The 19496-nt window shown below is 71.0% G+C and carries 20 protein-coding genes and 3 tRNA genes; 17 read left to right on the top strand and 6 right to left on the bottom strand.

The genetic code is table 11. The features are described from left to right. Positions 1-163: 163 nt before the first annotated feature. Complete coding sequence (locus OG413_RS06610; protein WP_266803445.1) at positions 164-1351, bottom strand: sensor domain-containing protein; 1188 nt, start codon at positions 1349-1351, stop codon at positions 164-166. Between the two features lie 175 nt (positions 1352-1526). Here OG413_RS06610 and OG413_RS06605 point away from each other — a divergent pair, with 175 nt between their 5' ends. From OG413_RS06605 to OG413_RS06540, 14 genes are all read left to right on the top strand, one after another. Continuing rightward, positions 1527-1922 (top strand): NADH-quinone oxidoreductase subunit A, encoded by a 396-nt coding sequence (locus tag OG413_RS06605; RefSeq protein WP_266803444.1) that lies wholly within the window; start codon positions 1527-1529, stop codon positions 1920-1922. Continuing rightward, complete coding sequence (locus OG413_RS46875) at positions 1913-2602, top strand: NADH-quinone oxidoreductase subunit B family protein (RefSeq protein ID WP_323137815.1); 690 nt, start codon at positions 1913-1915, stop codon at positions 2600-2602. The genes OG413_RS06605 and OG413_RS46875 overlap by 10 nt, the downstream gene beginning before the upstream one ends. A gap of 119 nt (positions 2603-2721) precedes the next feature. Then, a complete protein-coding gene (locus tag OG413_RS06595) occupies positions 2722-3819 on the top strand; it encodes an NADH-quinone oxidoreductase subunit C (RefSeq protein WP_323137908.1) in 1098 nt (365 codons plus the stop codon). Continuing rightward, positions 3816-4784, top strand: coding sequence for a complex I subunit 1 family protein (locus tag OG413_RS06590; RefSeq protein WP_266803443.1), 969 nt, complete (start codon positions 3816-3818; stop codon positions 4782-4784). Before OG413_RS06595 ends, OG413_RS06590 begins: the two co-directional genes overlap by 4 nt. Further along, entirely contained in the window at positions 4784-5407 is a 624-nt protein-coding gene (locus OG413_RS06585; protein WP_266803442.1) for an NADH-quinone oxidoreductase subunit I, read from the top strand. Before OG413_RS06590 ends, OG413_RS06585 begins: the two co-directional genes overlap by 1 nt. Further along, complete coding sequence (locus OG413_RS06580) at positions 5404-6120, top strand: NADH-quinone oxidoreductase subunit J (protein WP_266803441.1); 717 nt, start codon at positions 5404-5406, stop codon at positions 6118-6120. Before OG413_RS06585 ends, OG413_RS06580 begins: the two co-directional genes overlap by 4 nt. After that, entirely contained in the window at positions 6120-6545 is a 426-nt protein-coding gene (gene nuoK, locus OG413_RS06575) for an NADH-quinone oxidoreductase subunit NuoK (protein ID WP_266803440.1), read from the top strand. The genes OG413_RS06580 and nuoK overlap by 1 nt, the downstream gene beginning before the upstream one ends. Then, positions 6542-8542: an NADH-quinone oxidoreductase subunit L gene (locus OG413_RS06570; protein ID WP_266803439.1), complete on the top strand. Its 2001-nt coding sequence runs from the start codon at positions 6542-6544 to the stop codon at positions 8540-8542. The genes nuoK and OG413_RS06570 overlap by 4 nt, the downstream gene beginning before the upstream one ends. 27 nt (positions 8543-8569) lie before the next feature. Then, on the top strand, positions 8570-10135 hold the full coding sequence (locus tag OG413_RS06565) for a NuoM family protein (RefSeq protein WP_266809937.1): 1566 nt from the start codon (positions 8570-8572) through the stop codon (positions 10133-10135). Between the two features lie 101 nt (positions 10136-10236). Continuing rightward, positions 10237-11793, top strand: a complete 1557-nt coding sequence (locus OG413_RS06560; protein ID WP_266809935.1) for an NADH-quinone oxidoreductase subunit N — start codon at positions 10237-10239, stop codon at positions 11791-11793. A 126-nt stretch (positions 11794-11919) separates the two neighbouring features. Further along, positions 11920-12381, top strand: coding sequence for a large conductance mechanosensitive channel protein MscL (gene mscL, locus OG413_RS06555; RefSeq protein ID WP_266803438.1), 462 nt, complete (start codon positions 11920-11922; stop codon positions 12379-12381). 338 nt (positions 12382-12719) lie between these two features. Further along, a complete protein-coding gene (htpX, locus tag OG413_RS06550) occupies positions 12720-13583 on the top strand; it encodes a zinc metalloprotease HtpX (protein ID WP_266803437.1) in 864 nt (287 codons plus the stop codon). Then, on the top strand, positions 13580-13972 hold the full coding sequence (locus OG413_RS06545; protein ID WP_266803436.1) for a YccF domain-containing protein: 393 nt from the start codon (positions 13580-13582) through the stop codon (positions 13970-13972). Before htpX ends, OG413_RS06545 begins: the two co-directional genes overlap by 4 nt. 85 nt (positions 13973-14057) lie before the next feature. After that, entirely contained in the window at positions 14058-14330 is a 273-nt protein-coding gene (locus tag OG413_RS06540) for a GlsB/YeaQ/YmgE family stress response membrane protein (protein ID WP_266803435.1), read from the top strand. A gap of 30 nt (positions 14331-14360) precedes the next feature. On the opposite strand, the gene OG413_RS06535 is transcribed toward OG413_RS06540, so the two are convergent. The 3 genes from OG413_RS06535 to OG413_RS06525 form a co-directional block, all read right to left on the bottom strand. Then, the gene (locus OG413_RS06535; RefSeq protein WP_266803434.1) at positions 14361-15047 is read right to left on the bottom strand and encodes an alpha-ketoglutarate-dependent dioxygenase AlkB; all 687 of its coding nucleotides are present in this window, start codon (positions 15045-15047) and stop codon (positions 14361-14363) included. A gap of 104 nt (positions 15048-15151) precedes the next feature. Then, complete coding sequence (locus tag OG413_RS06530) at positions 15152-15718, bottom strand: methylated-DNA--[protein]-cysteine S-methyltransferase (protein WP_266803433.1); 567 nt, start codon at positions 15716-15718, stop codon at positions 15152-15154. Between the two features lie 241 nt (positions 15719-15959). Then, on the bottom strand, positions 15960-16448 hold the full coding sequence (locus OG413_RS06525; RefSeq protein ID WP_266803432.1) for a YajQ family cyclic di-GMP-binding protein: 489 nt from the start codon (positions 16446-16448) through the stop codon (positions 15960-15962). Positions 16449-16775: 327 nt separating this feature from the next. On the opposite strand from OG413_RS06525, the gene OG413_RS06520 reads away from it, so the two are divergent. Continuing rightward, positions 16776-16857: transfer RNA gene (locus OG413_RS06520), tRNA-Tyr, on the top strand. A gap of 105 nt (positions 16858-16962) precedes the next feature. On the opposite strand, the gene OG413_RS06515 is transcribed toward OG413_RS06520, so the two are convergent. After that, on the bottom strand, positions 16963-17619 hold the full coding sequence (locus OG413_RS06515) for an SDR family oxidoreductase (protein WP_266803431.1): 657 nt from the start codon (positions 17617-17619) through the stop codon (positions 16963-16965). A gap of 34 nt (positions 17620-17653) precedes the next feature. Then, positions 17654-18952 carry an amidohydrolase family protein gene (locus OG413_RS06510; protein WP_266803430.1) on the bottom strand — a complete coding sequence of 433 codons (1299 nt, stop codon included), beginning with the start codon at positions 18950-18952 and terminating at the stop codon, positions 17654-17656. Positions 18953-19262: 310 nt separating this feature from the next. On the opposite strand from OG413_RS06510, the gene OG413_RS06505 reads away from it, so the two are divergent. Both OG413_RS06505 and OG413_RS06500 read left to right on the top strand, forming a co-directional pair. Continuing rightward, a tRNA-Thr gene (locus OG413_RS06505) sits at positions 19263-19335 on the top strand. A 46-nt stretch (positions 19336-19381) separates the two neighbouring features. Further along, positions 19382-19457 (top strand) — tRNA-Met (locus tag OG413_RS06500). The last annotated feature ends 39 nt before the right edge of the window (positions 19458-19496 follow it).

Raw genomic sequence — 19496 nt, 5'->3', positions numbered from 1 at the left:
GCGGCTCGTTCTCCGAGGGCTGTACTTCACCAGCTGTGACAAGAGTGCGCGCCCGCCGGGGCTTGGCGCCATGAGGACGGTCTCAGTATCCGGCCGGGGGTTTTCCCCACCCCCGGTGCCCGTTAAGCGCGCGTAGAGGCACCCCCCGTGCGGCCGGAGAGCGTCAGGGCGCCTTCGTCGGCTCCGTACGGTCGCGCCAGGGCAGCTCCGCGGTGACGGTCGTCGGCCCGCCCACCGGAGAGTCCAGGACGAACAGGCCGTCCACCGCCCCCAGCCGCTCCGCGAGACCCGCCATGCCCGTACCGCCGTCCATCCGCGCACCGCCGGACCCGTCGTCCCGCACCTGGATCAGCAGCCGGTCACTGGAGCGCCACACATCGACGGACGCCGAATGGGCCCCGCTGTGCTTGCTGACGTTCTGAAGGAGTTCCGAGACCGTGAAGTACGCGCTGCCCTCGATGGCCTGGGCGGGCCGGGACTCCAGGTCCACCGACACCTTCACGGGCACGGTGCAGCGGGAGGCGATGGCGGAGAGCGCGGCGTCGAGGCCGCGGTCGGTGAGGATCGCGGGGTGGATGCCGCGGGCGAGGTCGCGCAGTTCCTGGAGGGCGACCTTGACCTCGCCGTGGGCCTCGTCGACCATGCGGGCGGCGGCCTCGGGGTCGTCGGTCAGCTTCTCCTTCGCCAGGCCGAGTCCCATGGCGAGGGCGACGAGGCGGGCCTGCGCTCCGTCGTGGAGGTCGCGCTCGATACGGCGGAGGTCGGCCGCCGCGGTGTCCACGACCACGCCCCGGTCCGACTCCAGCTCGGCGATCCTGCGCTCCAGCTCGTCCGAGGGCGAGAGCAGCCCCCGCACCATCGCCCGGTCCGCGTTGGCCAGGGCCCGCACGATGAACGGGAGCACCGGCCAGAGCACGAACAGGCCCACCAGCGTCACCGCGAACGTCACGAGGCCCCACGGCAGTCGGATGAACGAGAACAGCAACGTCCGCCAGGCCACCGGATCCTTCAGCCCCGACCACAGCCAGGGCAGGAACCCCTCCTCCCGGCGGCCGCGCGCGAGCGGGCTCGGCTCGTCGATGTGCAGCCCGAGCAGCGTCCGCGCCAGACCCCGCTCCGCCCGGCCGAGCAGCCGCGCGCCGTGCAGGCCGAGGACGAGCAGCGGCAGACCGATCACCGTGATGGAGAGCCCCATGCCGACACCGAGCATGAACATGGTGTAAACAAAGCCGACAATCGCCATGGGCAGGTTGGCCAGGAGATAAACGATCTCCTTCCAGGTCCACCGGTCGAAGGCGAAACGTGCGGGCGGCGGCCGGTCGGTGTCCGGCACAGGGGGGCTCATGGTCATGCCACCACCCTGCCGGGCCGGACCCGCGCACGCCATGGGGTACGTGGGTGGGGCGAAGTAGGGATAACCCCACCTGTCGCCCGACGCGGCTGCTTACCACTTCTTTAACAGGGCCTAGACTCCCGTGCGTACAGATGGGGCCGGACAGGCGTGTTCGAGGGAGCGAGGGGCGGACGTGGGGATCGAATCGACCGTTCTCGCGTCGGAGTACTTCCAGAGCTATTCAGTGGTCGGACTGCTCGCCCTGATCGGCGTGCTGTTCGTCGCCGTCGCCTTCGGGGCCGGCCGACTGCTCAGGCCCGTGGTCCCGACGCCGGAGAAACTCCTCACCTACGAGTGCGGCGTGGACCCCGTCGGGGAGGGGTGGGCGCACACGCAGGTGCGCTATTACGTCTACGCCTTCCTGTACGTGATCTTCGCCGTCGACTCGATCTTTCTCTTTCCCTGGGCGACGGTATTCGCGGCACCCGGATACGGCGCGACGACGCTGGTGGAAATGTTCATTTTCCTCGGCTTCCTGGCCGTGGGACTGCTCTACGCATGGAAGAAGGGCGTCCTCGAATGGGCGTGACGAGCCGGCCGACTCCCGAACCGCAGCCCGAGCCGCAGCCCGACCCCGCGCACCAGCCGGTCGCACCGCAGCCGGTCGCGCTGCCGGAACCGGTCGTGCTGCCGGAGCCGAAGCGGCTCGGTGTGCTCTCCCGGCTCGCTCCCGAACCGATGAAGGTGGTCCTCAACTGGGGCCGCCGCTACAGCCTCTGGGTCTTCAACTTCGGACTCGCCTGCTGCGCGATCGAGTTCATCGCCGCCTCCATGGCCCGCCACGACTTCATCCGGCTCGGAGTGATCCCGTTCGCGCCGGGCCCCCGGCAGGCCGACCTCATGATCGTTTCCGGCACGGTGACGGACAAGATGGCCCCGGCCGTGAAGCGCCTCTACGAACAGATGCCCGAGCCGAAGTACGTCATCTCCTTCGGCGCCTGCTCCAACTGCGGCGGCCCCTACTGGGACTCGTACTCCGTCACCAAGGGCGTCGACCAGATCATCCCGGTCGATGTGTACGTACCCGGCTGCCCGCCCCGGCCCGAAGCGCTGCTCCAGGGCATCCTGAAGCTCCAGGAGAAGATCGCCCGCGAGTCGCTCGCCGAGCGGTACGCGCCCGAGGGCGACGGCCCCGGCCGCCCGTCCACCGCCGCCCTGCGCAGCGGACTGGTCGCAGGCCCCACCGCGCCGGGGGAGGACCAGAAGTGACCACCTCCGACGCCACTCCCGACTCCGCCCCGGACTCCGGCGCGGCCCCGACGTCCGGCCCCGCCCCGGACTCCGCCCCCGCCCCGGTCCCGACCGCCGCCGAGGACGCGTACGACCGGTTGCCGGACGCCGTCACCGAGATCTTCGGCACGGACGCCACGGCCGAGCGCGCCTACGACCTGCTGACCGTCGACGTCCCCGCCACCGACTGGATCGGCGCCCTCGAAACGGCCCGCGACCGGCTGGGCTGCGGCTACTTCGACTGGCTCAGCGCCGTCGACGAACCGGGCATCGGCTTCCGTGTCTGCGCCCACGTCGCCGCCCTGCGAGCCGGTACGGTGCGGCGCCTCCTGGTCCGTACGACCGTCCCGCACGAGGCCGCCACGCTGCCCAGCGCCATCGACGTCTACGCGGGTGCCGCCTGGCACGAGCGCGAGACCCACGAGATGTTCGGCATCGCCTTCGAGGGCCACCCGCACCTCGTCCCGCTCCTGCTGCCCGAAGGCTTCGAGGGCCACCCGCTGCGCAAGGACTTCGTCCTGGCCGCCCGGGTCGCCAAGGCGTGGCCCGGCGCCAAGGAGCCGGGCGAGTCGGAGCACGGCGGCCCCAAGCGCCGCACCATGCTGCCGCCCGGCGTCCCCGACCCGAACGAATGGGGTCCGCTGAAGGGCACGCTCCCGGATGCCCCGGCCCGCCCGGCCCGAGGCGCCCGCGCCGCGGGCGGCGACCGCCCGGTGCGCCGCGCCCGCAGCGTGAGCGAGGGCTCGGCCGGTCAGCGCACGACGCCGGACGCGACCGGTACGGCCGACCCGACGGGTCCGCCCGCGGAGCCCACGGCCCCGGCTCCGGCCACCGCACGGCCGAGGCGTTCGCGCAGCGTGTCCGAGGGCTCGGCGAGCCAGCAGCGCGAGGCGACGCCTCCGGTGCCCACGCCGGAGCCGGTTCCGCCCGCACCGGCACCGGAGCCGGATTCGGACAGCACGACGAGCGCACCGGCGCCCGCGCCCGCGACCGCCCCCGAGCCCCAGCGCGCACCGCGACCGCCCCGCGGCACGGACGCCCCCTGGCACGATGCCCGCCCCGCGTTCGACCCCGCCGCTCCCGACCCCGACGCGGCCTCGGACAGCGAGCCGACCACCGACGCCGAGCCGGTCACCGACACCGACACCGACTCCGACACCCGACCCGACCGTCCCGCCGGAGGCGATACCGCGTGAACGACGTACTCGACGTCGCCCTCCGGCTCGTCATCGTCTTCGCCGTGTTCATGGTCGTCCCACTCGTCGTGGGTCAGACCGAGCACAAGGTGATGGCCCACATGCAGGGCCGCCTCGGCCCCATGTACGCGGGCGGCTTTCACGGCTGGGCCCAGCTCGTCGCGGACGGTGTGAAGTTCGCGCAGAAGGAGGACGTGGTCCCGGCGGCGGCCGACCGCCGCGTCTTCCAGCTCGCGCCCGCCGTCGCGCTCCTCCCGTACCTCCTCGTCCTCGTCGCCATCCCGATCGGCCCCGGTGAGGGCGCGGTCGGCCAGGTCGTCGACGCGGGCATCTTCTTCGTACTCGCCGTGATGGGCATCGGCGTGCTCGGCTCGCTGATGGCCGGATGGGCGTCGGCCAACAAGTACTCGCTGCTCGGCGGACTCCGTACCGCCGCCCAGCTGCTCGCGTACGAACTGCCGATGCTGCTCGCCGCCGCCTCCGTGGCCATGGCGGCGGGCACCGTCTCGCTCCCCGGCATCCTCAACGCCTTCGAGTGGTGGTGGCTGCCCTGGCAGATCGTCGGAGCCCTGGTCTTCTTCGTGGCCGGACTCGCCGAACTCCAGCGCCCCCCGTTCGACATGCCCGTCGCCGACTCCGAGATCATCTTCGGCGCGTACACCGAGTACACCGGCCTGCGCTTCGCCCTGTTCCTCCTGGCCGAGTACGCGGGCATCGTCGTCCTGTGCGCCCTGACCACCGTCCTGTTCCTCGGTGGCTGGCACGGACCGCTCGGGGCCGACGGACTCGGCTGGGTCTGGACCCTCCTCAAGACCGGCATCCTCGCGTTCGTCGTCATCTGGCTGCGCGTCAGCTATCCCCGGCTGCGTGAGGACCAGCTGCAGAAGCTCGCCTGGACCACGCTCATCCCGCTCGCTCTCGCGCAGATCGCGCTCACCGGCATCGTGAAGGTGGCGATCAACTAGTGCCTCCGATCCCTGGCTCCGGCCTGGCCAAGGGCCTCGCCGTGACTCTGCGCACGATGACGAAGAAAACCGTCACCGCGCAGTACCCGGACGTACAGCCCGACCTGCCGCCCCGCAGCCGCGGCGTCATCGGCCTGTTCGAGGAGAACTGCACGGTCTGCATGCTCTGCGCCCGTGAGTGCCCCGACTGGTGCATCTACATCGACTCCCACAAGGAGACGGTGCCCGCCGCGGCCCCGGGCGGGCGCGAACGCAGCCGTAACGTTCTGGACCGCTTCGCGATCGACTTCTCGCTCTGCATGTACTGCGGTATCTGCATCGAGGTCTGTCCTTTCGACGCGCTGTTCTGGTCACCGGAGTTCGAGTACGCCGAGACGGACATCCACGAACTCACCCACGAGCGGGACAAGCTCCGCGAGTGGATGTGGACCGTGCCGGCGCCGCCCGCGCTCGATCCGGGGGCCGAGGAGCCGAAGGAGATCGCGGCGGCCCGCAAGACCGCGGAGAAGCTGGAGGCCCAAAGCGCCCAACGCGCACAGGAAGCACGGGAGGCGCAGGAAGCCCAGGAAGCGCGGGAAGCGCGCGACGCCCAGCAGGCACCGACGCAGGAGGGGGACCAGTGACCCTCGCCGCCACGGCTGCCGCCGCCACGACCGCCGCTCTCACCGCCGCCGCGGGCCACCCCGGTTTCCTCTCCCCGACCGGTGTCGAGATCGCCTTCCTCCTGGTCGGCCTCGCCACCTTCGGCGCGGCGCTCATCACCGTCACGACCAAGCAACTGGTGCACGCCGCCCTCTGGCTGGTCGTGGCGCTCGGCGGACTCGCCGTCGAATACCTCCTGCTCACCGCGGAGTTCATCGCCTGGGTCCAGGTCCTGATCTACGTGGGTTCCGTCGTCGTCCTCCTCCTCTTCGGACTGATGCTCACCAGAGCGCCCATCGGCCGTTCCCCCGACGCCGATTCCGGCAACCGGTGGATCGCGCTCGGCGTGGCCGCGACCGCCGCGGCCGCCCTCGTCTGGGTCGTCGTGGACGCCTTCCGCACCACCTGGATCGACCTGGACGGACCGGCCCAGGGCTCCACCGCGGCAACGGGCGAGTTCCTCTTCCGGCACTGGGTGCTGCCGTTCGAAGCGCTGTCGGTCCTGCTGCTCGCGGCCCTGGTCGGCGCGATCGTCCTGTCGCGCAAGAACCAGCCACCCACGCAGGCCGGAAAGCCCGCGCAGGCCGGAAAGCCCGCGCGGTCCCGGCAGTCCGCGAAGGCCCGGCAGTCCCCGCTGGACCAGCCGCCCGCGAAGAACCGGCCGTCGACCAAGAGCCGAGAGGACAAGAGCTGATGCACCTCGCCTATCCCGCCGTGCTCGCCGTCCTCCTCTTCTGCACCGGGCTGTACGGAGTACTCGCCCGCCGCAACGCGATCCTCGTCCTGATGTCCGTCGAGCTGATGCTCAACGCCGTCAACCTCAACCTCGTCGCGTTCGATGTCTGGCTCCGCGACGCCCTGCACTCCGGCCAGGCCCTCACCCTCTTCACCATCGCCATCGCCGCGGCCGAGATCGGCATCGGCCTGGCGATCGTCCTCGCCGTATACCGCAACCGCGGCAGCTCCGACATCGACCGCCTCCGCGACACCGCCGAGACCGACGCCGCCGAATCACTCCCCGACGACGGCACCGGCACACGTGCCGACGCGGGTACCGAAGACGCAGACCAGGCCACTGCTCCGGCAGGAAAGGCAAAGAAGGCAGGGGCCACCGCGTGACCACCACGACGCTCGCCGCCCTCGTCCCCCTCCTACCCTTCCTGGGCGCGGTCGCCGGTCTCCTCCTCGGCCGCACCGCCCCCGGTTACGTACGCCCCCTCGCGATCCTCCCCACCCTCACCGCGGCCGTCATCGCCGTCATCGTCGCCGCACGCCAGGGCGGCGGCCGGGCCATCGACGCCGCGACCCAGCTGACCCCCACCGGCTCGGTCCCCATCGACCTCGCCCTGCACCTCGACGGCTTCGCCGTCCTCGTCGCCGTCCTTGTCGGCCTCGTCGCGACCTGTGTGCAGATCTACTCGACGGCCTACCTGCGCGACGACCCCCGCTACCCCTCGTACGCGGCCCTCGTCTCCCTCTTCACCGCCGCGATGCTCCTCGTCGTCTACTCCGGCGACCTGATGGTGCTCCTGGTCGGCTGGGAGATCATGGGCATCTGCTCGTACTTCCTCGTCGGCCACTACTGGGAGACACCCGAAGCGCGCGCCGCCTCCCTCAAGGCGTTCCTGGTCACCAAGCTCGGCGACGTCCCCTTCCTCATCGGCCTGTTCGCCCTCGCGGCGGACACCGGAACCTTCCGGATCACCAAGATCCTCGGCGCCGTGGCCAACGGCGGTCTCGACCACCCCACCCTCATCGCCCTGCTGCTTCTCGCGGGCGTCGCGGGCAAGTCCGCGCAGTTCCCCCTGCACACCTGGCTGCCCGACGCGATGGCCGGTCCCACGCCCGTCTCCGCGCTCATCCACGCCGCGACGATGGTCGCCGCCGGTATCTACTTCGTGGCCCGGCTCCTCCCCGTCTTCGCCGCCTCCGGCGCCGCCCTCGTCGTCCTCGCCGTGATGGCCGCCGTCACGATGATCGGCTCGGGCCTCGCCGCCCTCGCCCAGGACGACATCAAGCGCGTCCTCGCCTACTCGACCATCGGCCAGCTCGGCTACATGTCCGGTGCCCTCGCCGTCGGGGACCGCGGTGCCGCCGTCTTCCACCTCCTGTCGCACGGTGCGTTCAAAGCGGTCCTCTTCCTTGCCGCGGGTGTCGTCATCCACGCCGCCGGGACGAACTCACTGGCCGTCATGTCCCGCATGAGCGGCCTCCCCAAGCGCATCCCGGACGCCTACTGGACGATGACCGTCGCGCTGCTCGCCCTCGCGGCGATCCCGCCGTTCGCCGGCTTCTTCTCCAAGGAAGCCGTACTCGTCGCCGCCGAACACACGGCCTTCGGCGACCGCGACGTCGCCCCGGCCGCCGCGGGCTGGACGATCCTCGTCGCCGGACTCATCGCCGCCGTCCTCACCGCCGCGTACGCCGCCCGCCTGTGGCTCCTCGCCTTCCGGGGCCGCGGTGCCGAGGCCCCGGAGCACGGCAGGCAGCCCGTCGCCATGACCTCGGTCCTGTGGATCCTGGCCATTCCCACCATCGCCTTCGGACTCGCCGTCGGCACGATCGGCGACTGGTTCGACGGCCACGCACTCACCCCCTCCCTCGCCACCGCCGTGCTCTCCACCGGCGTCGGCCTCGTCGGCGGACTGGTCACCTACGGCGCCTGGCGGCACACCACGGCCCTCGCCGCCCGCACCCCGATGGGCAGCGTCGTCGCCCACCCCGACGCCGAACCGGCCCTCGTCGAAGTCGAGGCGATGACCGCGCACACCGCCGCCTACGGCCACGACGGGGACGCCCCCGACCCCGCCGACCCCGGCCGCCTGCTGCTCGGCCCGCTCCACCGCCACGCGGCCGCGGGCTTCCACCTCGACGCCCTGTACGCGGCTCTGTTCGTCCGCCCCGTACTGGGCGCCGCCCGCGTCGTCCGTTTCCTGGACCGCGAGGTCGTCGACACCTACGTACGCGGCTCCGGCACCGGCGCACGCTGGCTCGGCACCGCGGTCCGCCGCGCCCAGACCGGCAACGTGCAGACCTACCTCAGCGCACTGCTCGCCGGTTCCCTTGTCCTGGCGATCGCCGCCGTCGTTTTTGCCAACGTCAACGCCGGGTCGTGAGCCGTGATCGATATCAGCGAATCCGTGATGCAGTTCCTTCTCGCGTTCATCGTCGTCGGCCCGCTCCTCGGCGCCGCCGCGGCCCTTCTCCCCGCACCTCCCGGACTGCGCGGCAGGAACCCCGACCAGGCCGTGCTCCGCCACGGAGTGACCGTCACCGGCGTCATCCTCATCGCCGCGATCGTCCTGGCCGTCGGCTTCGACCACGACCACCCGTCCAGGATGCAGGCCAGCACCGACATCAGCTGGATTCCGGCGCTCGACGTCCGCATCCATCTCGGCATCGACGGCATCTCGCTCCCCCTTCTCGTACTGACCGCGCTCCTGACCTTCCTCTGCGCGGTCTACAGCTACTTCAAGATGCCCCCGGGCCCGTCCCCGAAGGCATTCGTCGCCCTGATCCTCGTACTGGAGTCCGGCACCCTCGCCACCTTCGCCGTCCTCGACCTGCTGCTGTTCTTCCTCGCCTTCGAGATGGTCCTCATCCCGATGTACTTCCTCATCGCCCGCTGGGGCGGCGACCGGAAGCAGGCCGCCGCCTGGAAGTTCATCCTCTACACACTGCTCGGCTCGGTCGTCATGCTGCTGGGCCTGCTCCTCATCGGACTGAAGAGCGGCACCTTCGACATGGTGGCACTCGCCACTGACAACGGCCGTGGCCTCACCTCGTCCGTGCAGGTCATCGCCGTACTGGCGATCGGCGTCGGCCTCGCCGTGAAGACCCCGATGTGGCCGTTGCACAGCTGGCTCCCCGACGCCCACACGGCTGCCCCGACCGTCGGCTCCGTGCTCCTCGCGGGCGTCATGCTGAAGATGGGAACGTACGGGTTCGTCCGCATCCTGCTCCCCATCACCCCCGACGGGATGCACACGTTCGCGCCCTACCTCGCCGCTTTCGCGGTCGTCGGCATCATCTACGGGTCCCTCGCCTGCCTCGCGCTGGCACGCCCCGGGGCCAAGGGCGACCTCAAGCGCCTGATCGCGTACTCCTCGGTCGGCCACATGGGCTTCGTCCTCCTCGGCATCGCGACCATGACCCCCACCGGTGTCAACGGCGCGCTCTTCGCCAACATCGCCCACGGCCTCATCACCGGCCTGCTCTTCTTCCTGGTCGGCGCGGTCAAGGACCGCTACGGCACCGCCGACCTCGACACCCTCGCCGGTGCGACCGGAGCCGCCCTCTACGGCCGGGCCCCCCGCCTCGGAGCCCTCCTCGCCTTCGCCGCCGTCGCCTCGCTGGGCCTGCCGGGACTCGCCGGATTCTGGGGCGAAATGCTCACTCTGTTCGGCGCCTTCGATCCTGCGGACGGCCTCAGCCGCCCCGCGTTCCGCACCTTCATGGTCATCGGCGCGTTCGGCACCCTGCTCACCGCCGCGTACATGCTCATCGTCGTACGCCGCGTCTGCATGGGGGAGCACTCCCCGGCCCAGCAGCCCGGAAGCACGCGGCAGCTCGCCGACATCCAGACGTACGAATACGCCGCCTGGACCCCGCTCGCCGCCCTCACCGTCCTCGCCGGACTCTGGCCCGCCGTCCTTCTCGGCCTCACCGACCCGGCCGTGCAGAAGCTCCTCGCAGGAGGCAAGTCGTGACCGCGGACCTCGTGACCACAGCAGCCGGGACCACGCACCTCGCCGCGGGAACAACAGCCGGAGCCGGGGCGGGCGCAGGAACCGGAACCGGCGCCTCCGGCCTGCTCGCCACCGCGGCCGACAGCACCCCCAGCCTCGTCCAGTCCATCGACTGGCTCGCCATCGCGCCCCCCGCCGTCGTGGCCGCGGTCGCCCTGATCGTCCTCGTCGCCGACCTGTTCGTCCCCGGACACCGCAAGTCGCTCCTCGGGTACGGCACCATCGCCGGGCTCGTCGCCGCACTCGCCCTGCTCATCCCGCTGCGCGCCGGGGACCGCTCCACCTTCTGCGTCACCGACGGCGCCCAGGCGTGCAGCTACACCGCCGACCACTTCGCCCTCGTCATCCAGGCCCTCGTGCTCGGCGGCGCCCTGCTCACCGCCCTGCTCTCCCTCGACGACACCCGCAAGCTGCCCGCGGGCGAGTTCTGGTTCCTGCTGCTGTCCTCCGCGGCGGGCGCGGCACTCCTGCCCGCCGCCCGCGACCTCACCACGCTCGTGGTCGCCCTCGAAGTCGCCTCCCTGCCCGCCTTCGCCCTGGTCGGCATCAAACGCGGCGACCGGCGCTCCTCCGAGGCCGCACTGAAGTTCTTCCTCTCCTCGGTCGTCGCGACCGCCGTGATGCTTCTCGGCGTCAGCTTCGTGTACGCGGCCACCGGCACCATGCACCTCACCGAGATCGCCGCCCACCTCGACGACGTGCCCGGTCAGCTGGACACCCTCGCCAAGGCGGGCGTCGCCCTCACGCTCGTCGGCTTCGCCTTCAAGACGGCCGCCGCGCCCTTCCACTTCTGGGTGCCCGACACCTACGTCGGCGCCCCCCTGCCGATCGCCGCCTACCTCTCCGTCGTCGGCAAGGCCGTCGGGTTCTCCGGCCTCATCCTCGTCACCGTGATCGCGTTCCCCGCCTACGCCGACGTCTGGGGACCGGCCCTCGCCGTCCTCGCCGCGCTCACCATGACCATCGGCAACGTCGCCGCCCTGCGCCAGAACGCCACCCGCGCCCGCAGCGCCGTCCGCCTGCTCGCCTGGTCGTCCGTCGCCCAGGCCGGCTATCTCCTGGTCCCGATCGCCGCCGCCGCGTACTCCAGCGACGAACAGATCGGCTCCACCGTCGCGTACGCACTCATGTACGCCGTCGTGAACCTCGGCGCGTTCGCCGTCGCCGCCCTGGTGGCCCGTACGAACCCCGGCAACCGGCTCACCGACTACCGCGGCCTGTACGCCACCCGCCCGCTCGCCGCACTCGCGATGGGCTTCTTCCTGCTCTGCCTGGCCGGTCTGCCGCCCGGCATCATCGGCCTCTTCGCGAAGGTGACGGTCTTCTCGGCCGCAGTCGACGCGGGACTCGACTGGCTCGCCGTCGTCATGGCCGTCAACGTCGTGATCGCCCTCTACTACTACCTTCAGTGGACAGCGGCCCTCTTCCGCACTCCGGAAGCGGCGGACGCACCCGACAACACGGCAACGGACAGCGGCGGCGCCCCGGCGCCCGCCCCGCACCGGCTTCGCGCCCCTGCGCCCCTGGTCACGGCGATCGTCCTCACCACCCTCGCGGGCGTGGTCCTCTCCGGCGCCCCGCAGCTCGTCCTCAGGTTCGCCGCGGTCAGCCTCTTCTGACCGGCCGGGGACGTCACCCGGCCGCCCAAGATCGGTTTGCCCACGGCGGCCCCCACAGGGCAGGGTTCATGCCTGCATACGTCACGTAAAGGACGTCACGTAGCGGGCACGGAAGAGGGAAAAGCAGTGCTGAACGGGTTCAAGGACTTCATCCTGCGCGGAAACGTCATCTCGATGGCGATCGGGCTCGCCGTGGGAGCAGCGTTCACCGCGGTCGTCACCGGCTTCAGTACGGCGTTCATCACCCCGCTGATCGGCCTCGCCACCGGCTCGGTCGGTGACTTCAGCGCGGCGGAGTTCGTGGTGGAGGGCGCCATCTTCCCGTACGGAAAGTTCCTCGCCGCCGCCATCGCCTTCCTCATCACCGCCGCGGTCCTCTACTTCTGCGTCGTCGTCCCCATGGCCAAGGTCCAGAACCGCTTCACGGCCAAGGCCGACGAGAAGGCCGACATCAAGGCCGCCGTGCGCGACTGCCCCCGCTGCTTCACCGAGATCCCCTCCATCGCCTCCCGCTGCGGACACTGCACCAGCGAGGTCGAGCCCGACGCCGAGGCCCTCGTGCTCGCCGGACTCCCCGCCCAGCGCTGACCCGCCCGGCGCTGATCACGCCCGGCACCGACCCCCTCGGCACCGACCCCCTCGGCACCGACCCCCTCGGCACCGACCCCCTCGGCGCCGAACCCGCTTCGGCGCCGCCCCGGCTCACCGCCGGCCCGCCCCACCGCGACACCCGTACGGCCCAGCGGCGGCCCGTACGGGCACGGAGCCCGAACCGGCCGGAACAGCCGGACGGGCCACGCCCTCCGGCCGCGCGCACAAGGGAACTAGCTCTCCTCGCCTGGCGTTGACCAGTACGGGAGGCTCCACTGGAGAGTGGAGCACCACCAAGCAAGGGTTCCCCTGCTGCACCACTTGGAGGGCGTACCGTGCACCGCCGGCACAACGGGCTGAGAACCGCCGTACTCCTCGGGGGCCTGTCCGCACTCATCATCGTCATCGGCAGCTTCTTCGGCCGTACGGGCCTGATCGTCGCGCTCGTCGTAGCGGTCGGTACCAACGCCTACGCGTACTGGAACAGCGACAAGCTGGCCCTCAGGGCCATGCGGGCCCGGCCCGTCAGTGAATTCGAAGCGCCGCAGCTCTACCGCATCGTCCGGGAACTCTCCACCGAGGCCCGCCAGCCCATGCCCCGGCTCTACATCTCCCCGACCCAGGCGCCCAACGCCTTCGCGACCGGCCGCAACCCGCGCAACGCGGCGGTCTGCTGCACCGACGGCATCCTCCAGATCCTCGACGAACGAGAGCTGCGAGGAGTCCTGGGGCACGAGCTCAGCCATGTCTACAACCGCGACATCCTGATCTCGTCCGTCGCCGGAGCCCTGGCCTCCGTCATCATGTTCCTCGTCAACTTCGCCTGGCTGATCCCCATCGGCCGGTCCAACGACGACGAGGGCCCCGGCATCCTGGGCATGATCCTGATCATGATCCTGGGTCCGCTCGCCGCATCGGTCATCCAGCTGGCCGTCAGCCGCTCCCGCGAGTACGAAGCCGACGCCTCCGGCGCCCAGCTCACCGGTGACCCCCTCGCGCTCGCCAGCGCCCTGCGCAAGCTCGACGCCGGTACGAAGCAGCTCCCGCTGCCCGCCGAACCGAGGATCGAGACCGCGAGCCACATGATGATCGCGAACCCGTTCCGTCCCGGCCGGGGAATGGCCAAGATGTTCTCGACGCACCCGCCGATGGCGGAGCGAATCGCCCGACTCGAGCAGATGGCAGGTCATCGCCCGTGAAGACAATCCTGAACGTCATATGGCTCGTCCTGTGCGGCTTCTGGATGTTCCTCGGCTACATCGCCGCGGGGCTGCTGCTGTGCATCACGATCATCGGGATCCCCTTCGGCCTCGCGGCCTTCCGCATCGGCGTCTACGCCCTGTGGCCCTTCGGGTACACGGTCGTGGACCGCCGGGACTCCGGCGCGCCCTCCTGCGTCGGCAACGTCCTCTGGCTGGTCCTCGCCGGATGGTGGCTCGCACTCGGCCACATCTTCACCGGCATCGCGCTGTGCGTCACGATCATCGGTATCCCGCTCGGCATCGCGAACTTCAAGCTGATCCCGGTCTCCCTCATGCCCTTCGGCAAGGAGATCGTCCGCACCGACCAGCCCTTCGCCACCCGGTAGAACACCCGGACAGGGCCACAGGCAACCGTCCGCACGCCCCTGACGTCTTGGATTTCAAGACCAGACAAGGGGTAGGTGCGGCAGCATGAGCATTATCGGTTGGATCATTCTCGGGCTGCTCGCGGGCGCCATAGCCAAAATCCTGCTGCCGGGCCGGGACCCGGGCGGCATCATCGGCACGACCCTCATCGGCATCGTGGGTGCCTTCGTCGGGGGCTGGCTGTCCAGCCGATTCCTCGACCGCCCCATCAGCAACGACTTCTACGACACCGCGACATGGGTGGCCGCCATCGTGGGCTCCCTCGTCCTGCTCATCGCCTACCGGCTGCTCTTCGGCAACTCACGCGAACGCCGTTGACCACGGCCGGCCGCCCCCGGCGCCCGGCCGTTAATGGAGCCCCGTCTCGCGCAGCGTCACATTGAGCCGGCCGGCCCGCAGTCCGGCCGCCGGGTCGGCCGTCCCCGCGTACACCTTCGGCACCCCGTGGAACGCGAAACGTGATGGTCCACCGAAGACGAACAGATCCCCGGACGCCAACTCCACGTCGCTGTAAGGCCGTCCGCGATCCTGTGTGTTCCCGAACCGGAACACACAGGTGTCGCCCACGCTCAGCGACACCACAGGAGCACCGGAGCGCTCCTCCTTGTCCTGGTGCATGCCCATCCTCGCCGCACCGTCATAGAAGTTGATCAGCGCGGTGTCCGGCGCGAACGACGCGGCGGCGTCCGCGTCCCCGTAAGCCTCCGCCACCGCCGCCCGCCCCAGATCGGCCAGCCATTCGGGGAACGGGGCCACGCGCGCCCCGTTCACATCATCGGCGGTACGCCCGTAGCGGTACGGCTGCCAATGCCACCCCAGGCACACCGTGCGCACCGACATCACCCCGCCCCCCGGCAACACCGTGTGCCGCAACGGAACAGGGCCCCGCGCCCACTCCCGGCAGGCGGCCACCAACTCCCGTCGGCGGTCCACCGACAGCCACTCCGGCACATGGACGGCGCCCGGCGCGACGACCCGCCGCGGCCGGGGAAACAGGCCGTCGGACGACGACGGCGGATCCACCCGTGCGACCACGCGGACCACCACCTTCAGACTTCAGAACCTCGTACCGCCCACGCACCGTCCATGGCGCCAGGCAGGGCTCTCGGCACCCACAAGGGTCTCAGGGCCCCACCGGCTCAGCGTCGCGGCACCGAGGCGCCCTCAAGCCCCAGCAGCCGCTCCTTGCTCTCCAGTCCGCCCGCGTAGCCGCGCAGTGCCCCGTCCGCCCCGATCACGCGATGGCACGGGCGCACGACCAGCAGGGGATTGCGCCCGATCGCCGTCCCCACGGCTCGCACCCCCGCGCCGGAGGACCCCACGAGCGCGGCGATCTGCCCGTACGACACCGTCTCCCCGTACGGGATGGTGTCCAGCGCCTGCCAGACCCGCCGTTGGAACTCCGTACCCACCCCGTCCGCGTACGGGATGTCGAAGCGGGTCAGCCGCCCTGCGAAGTACGCCTCCAATTGTGCGGCGATCCCGGAGAACAGCTCGGGAGCCTGCCGCCAGCCGTCCTGGACGACGGCGCCGCCCTTCTGGCCGGGCAGGGACAGCGACACCAGCGCGACACCATCCGACGTACCCGGCGAATCCGCCGCCGTCCCGGCGTCCGCCCCTCCCGTCCCCGCCGTTCCCGCAGGCATCTCGCCGACCAGAAGCAGCTCGCCCAGCGGGCTGCCGACCTTCGCGTACACCGTTGTCATGACTCGTCATCCTCCTTGCCGGGCGAACCGCGCCCGCGGACCGAAGGCCGTGCGCGCTTCCCGTACCGCCAAGTCTGCGCCTGCCACCGTGCGGGCACTGGCGGAATTCGGACATCGCGTCCCGGGCTTCACCAGGCCCCGTCCGCCCCCGGGGACGCCTGCGGGGCGGCCCGCGCCGACCGGCACGCCCGCCCCGCCCCCACATCGCCGCGAACCGCGGCGGCGGGACCGTTCCGCCTGCCTACCGGTAGTTGGCGAACTGCACCGCGAACTCGAAGTCCTGGCCCTTGAGCAGCGCCTGGACAGCCTGCAGGTCGTCCCGGCTCTTCGAGCTGACCCGCAGCTCGTCGCCCTGGACCAGTGCCTTGACGCCCTTCGGGCCCTCATCGCGAATGATCTTCGCCACCTTCTTGGCGTTCTCCTGGGAGATGCCTTCCTCGATCGTGGCGAAGATCTTGTACTCCTTGCCGGAAAGCTGCGGCTCGCCCGCGTCCAGCGACTTCAGCGAGATGCCGCGCTTGATCAGCTTGGACTGGAAGATGTCGAGGATGGCCTTGACCCGCTCCTCGCCGTTCGCCTCCATCAGGATCTTCTCGCCGGACCATGAGATCGAGGCGCCCGTGCCCTTGAAGTCGTAACGCTGGGAGATCTCCTTGGCGGCCTGGTTGAGGGCGTTGTCGACCTCCTGCCGCTCGACCTTCGAGACGATGTCGAAACTGGAGTCGGCCATGACGTGTGGCTCCTTGCGTCGAATGCGTTGGGGTACAGCCCGAAGCCTAAGGGCTGCCCTGCTCATCCCCGGCGGGCGCGCGACGATGGCTGCGGCAGCTCGCGGCGTTGTCGGAACGCCCGAATACCTCCCGTACGCGAACGTCCATCCGCCGTGCGGTGCGCCGCATCCGACGCCACGCGCCGATCCACCAGGGATGACGGGACAGCCGCTGGCCGCCGCCCGCCCCGAGTGCTGATCAATCAGGTGGCGGAGCACCCCTGGGCATCGGGTATCGTTTACGTCGTCGCCAAGGAGCACCCAGTGGGGTTCCGACGCGTCGTTCGAGGCGGTGTGCCCGAGTGGCCAAAGGGAGCAGACTGTAAATCTGCCGGCTCAGCCTACCCAGGTTCGAACCCTGGCGCCGCCACGCGAACAGAGCCCCCGACCAGCACGTCTGGTCGGGGGCTCAGTCGTTTCCGCCTGTCCTGTCCGCAGGCTCGCGCCGCGGACAGGCGGATAGGGGGCGGCCGGATCAGTTGCCCGCGACGTCCTTCACCGCGACCGTCACCGGCACGTTTCCCGAGATCAGTTCCAGCGTCAGGCCCGCCGTCGCGGGGGTGTCCAGCAGCTCCAGCAGGGACGCCGCCACATCGTCGCGGGGCACCGGTCCGCGCCCGGTCGACGCGGCCAGCAGGACCTGGCCGGTGCCCGCGTCGTTCGTCAGCATCCCCGGGCGCAGGATCGTCCAGTCGAGTGCGGTCCTGGAACGTACGTCCGCGTCGGCGGCACCCTTGGCCCTCAGGTAGGCGTCGAAGACCTCGTTGCCCGGGTGTTCCGGGTCGGCGCCCATCGAGGAGACGACGATGTAGCGCCGCACTCCCGCGAGTTCGGCCCCGTCCGCGAACAGCACCGCCGCGCCGCGGTCCACGGAGTCCTTGCGCTCCAGGCCGCTGTTCGGGCCCGCACCGGCTGCGAAGACCGCCGCGTCGGCGCCGCGCAGGACCTCCGCGGCCTGCTCCACGGAGGCCGATTCGAGGTCCAGTACAACCGGTTCGGCGCCCACTGCTCCGAGATCGGCGCTCTGTTCGGGATTGCGGATGATGCCGACGGCTTCATCGCCGCGTGCGGCGAGCAGACGCTCCAGCCGCAGCGCGATCTGACCATGTCCACCTGCGATGACAATGCGCATACTCACGACCGTACGCCGGAGCGCGGCGGCGCGCTCACGGCCTGCCGCCGGGCGCGGAATCGGGGCGGCCCTGACGGGGAAGGCCGAGGGCGACGGTCGCCTCGGAGTCGCAGAACTCGCGTACGGCGCTGGTGCGGGCGACCACGCGGCCCCGGTGCACCACGATCCTGCTGTAGGCGAGCGAGAGGACCGCGGCGATCCGCTCCCCGCGCACGGCGAGGAGTTCGGCCGGGAAACCGGCCTCGACCCGGACCTCGGGAAGGCCCATGGCCGCTCTGGCGGTGGCGGAGACGGTGTCGTAGGCGTGCTCGGCGCGCAGGCCGTTCTGCGAGGCCAGGAGGTAGGCGGCTTCGAGGGGGTCGCCGCGGCCGACCGGGTTGGCCGCGTCGCGCAGCGCGCCGCTGCCCGCCGCCACGCGTACGCCGGCGGCGCGCAGGAGGCATACGGGAGCCGTTCCGCGGCGTTCCGCGCCGGAGCAGCCGCCCTGGGGGAGGCAGATGACCGTGACCCCGGCGGCGGCGAGCTGGTCGGCGGCCCGGGTGGCGGCTTCGAGCGGGAGCTGGGCGAGGCCGGCGCAGGGCCCGACGGAGACGCCGGGGCGGAGCCCGCCGGCCATGGCGGCGAGGCGGGCGAGGCGGGCCGGGTCGTCACCGTCGGTGTGCAGGTCGACGGGGCAGCCGTGCTCGGCGGCGATCTCCAGGACGGCTTCGGTGTAGCCGGTGGGGTCGGGGTCGAGGTCGGGGCAGCCGCCGACGACCCCCGCGCCCATTTTCACGGCGTCGCGGAGCATGGCGAGGCCGTCGGCGCCCGCGATGCCGGTGAGGAGGCGGGGGACGGCCACGGCGGTGAGGTCGGCGAGTCCGCGCAGCGCCCGCCGGGTCTGGAGGACGGCTTCGAGGGCCGCGAGGCCCTGGACGTCGCCGATGCGGACGTGGGAGCGCAGCGCGGTGGTGCCGTGGCCGAGCTGGAGCAGGGCGGCTTCGGTGGCGCGGCGCTGGATGTCCTCGGTGCGGTGGGAGGCGGGGCCGGGGCCGTCGGGTCCCGTGCTGTCGGCGGTGAGCGCGGTGTCGCTGTGGGCGTGGGGTTCGGCGGGCGCCGGGAGCAGGAGGTACCCGCGCAGGTCGACGCGTGGGCTGCGGCTGGTGAGGCTGCCCGCGGTGCCGACGGCTTCGATGCGGCCGCCACTGAGCCGTACGTCCACGGTGCGGCCGTCGGTGAGCCGGGCGCCGGAGAGCACGAGCGCGGGGGTGTCGGCGGTGAAGGCGTCGGAGGTGGCCGCGTCGGCGCTTTCGGGCGCGTTGTCGTCGGGCCGCCGCGGCTGGCTGTCGGGCATCGCGCTCCTGGGAGGGGGTGCAAGATCACATGGAGTGGATCGAGCCTAGGGGGGTGCCAGGCCCACTTCGAGGAAGAGCGCAATAGTCGTACCGGTGTGCCTCGCGGGGGCGTCACGTCTCCGCTCCCGGCCGTTTCGGAAGCCGCGGCCGGGTCGCGATGAGCCCTGATCAAGGCCCGATCAAGGCCCGATCAAGGTCCGATCGAGGCCCGATCAGGGGGTCGGGCAGGGTGTCGATCAGGGGCCGGACGTGGGCCGTCGAAACGGATTTGGGCGATCGGCGGAGGACCGTGTAATGTCTTCATCGCTCGCCCCAATAGCTCAGTCGGTAGAGCGTCTCCATGGTAAGGAGAAGGTCTGCGGTTCGATTCCGCATTGGGGCTCTGGTGATCGGGAAACCCCGCTTCGGCGAGGGGACTCATTCATCAAAGCGGTGTAGCTCAGTCGGTAGAGCAAGCGGCTCATAATCGCTGTGTCACCGGTTCAAGTCCGGTCACCGCTACCAACGGTAGCCGATTGTTGGGTCGGTCCTTCGATCGGCTAC

Origin of the sequence: Streptomyces sp. NBC_01433 (assembly GCF_026340105.1) — a bacterium.
Lineage (GTDB): Bacteria > Actinomycetota > Actinomycetes > Streptomycetales > Streptomycetaceae > Streptomyces.
This window is presented reverse-complemented; position numbering and strand designations above follow the sequence as displayed.

What these genes read in the sequence shown, in the direction of transcription:
- OG413_RS06525 (WP_266803432.1), bottom strand. Translation starts at nt 16,448, where the DNA reads ATGGCCGACTCCAGTTTCGACATCGTCTCGAAGGTCGAGCGGCAGGAG.
- OG413_RS06510 (WP_266803430.1), bottom strand. Translation starts at nt 18,952, where the DNA reads ATGCCCGACAGCCAGCCGCGGCGGCCCGACGACAACGCGCCCGAAAGC.
- OG413_RS06610 (WP_266803445.1), bottom strand. Translation starts at nt 1,351, where the DNA reads ATGACCATGAGCCCCCCTGTGCCGGACACCGACCGGCCGCCGCCCGCA.
- OG413_RS46875 (WP_323137815.1), top strand. Translation starts at nt 1,913, where the DNA reads ATGGGCGTGACGAGCCGGCCGACTCCCGAACCGCAGCCCGAGCCGCAG.
- OG413_RS06540 (WP_266803435.1), top strand. Translation starts at nt 14,058, where the DNA reads ATGAGCATTATCGGTTGGATCATTCTCGGGCTGCTCGCGGGCGCCATA.
- OG413_RS06530 (WP_266803433.1), bottom strand. Translation starts at nt 15,718, where the DNA reads ATGACAACGGTGTACGCGAAGGTCGGCAGCCCGCTGGGCGAGCTGCTT.
- OG413_RS06515 (WP_266803431.1), bottom strand. Translation starts at nt 17,619, where the DNA reads ATGCGCATTGTCATCGCAGGTGGACATGGTCAGATCGCGCTGCGGCTG.
- OG413_RS06565 (WP_266809937.1), top strand. Translation starts at nt 8,570, where the DNA reads ATGCAGTTCCTTCTCGCGTTCATCGTCGTCGGCCCGCTCCTCGGCGCC.
- nuoK (WP_266803440.1), top strand. Translation starts at nt 6,120, where the DNA reads ATGCACCTCGCCTATCCCGCCGTGCTCGCCGTCCTCCTCTTCTGCACC.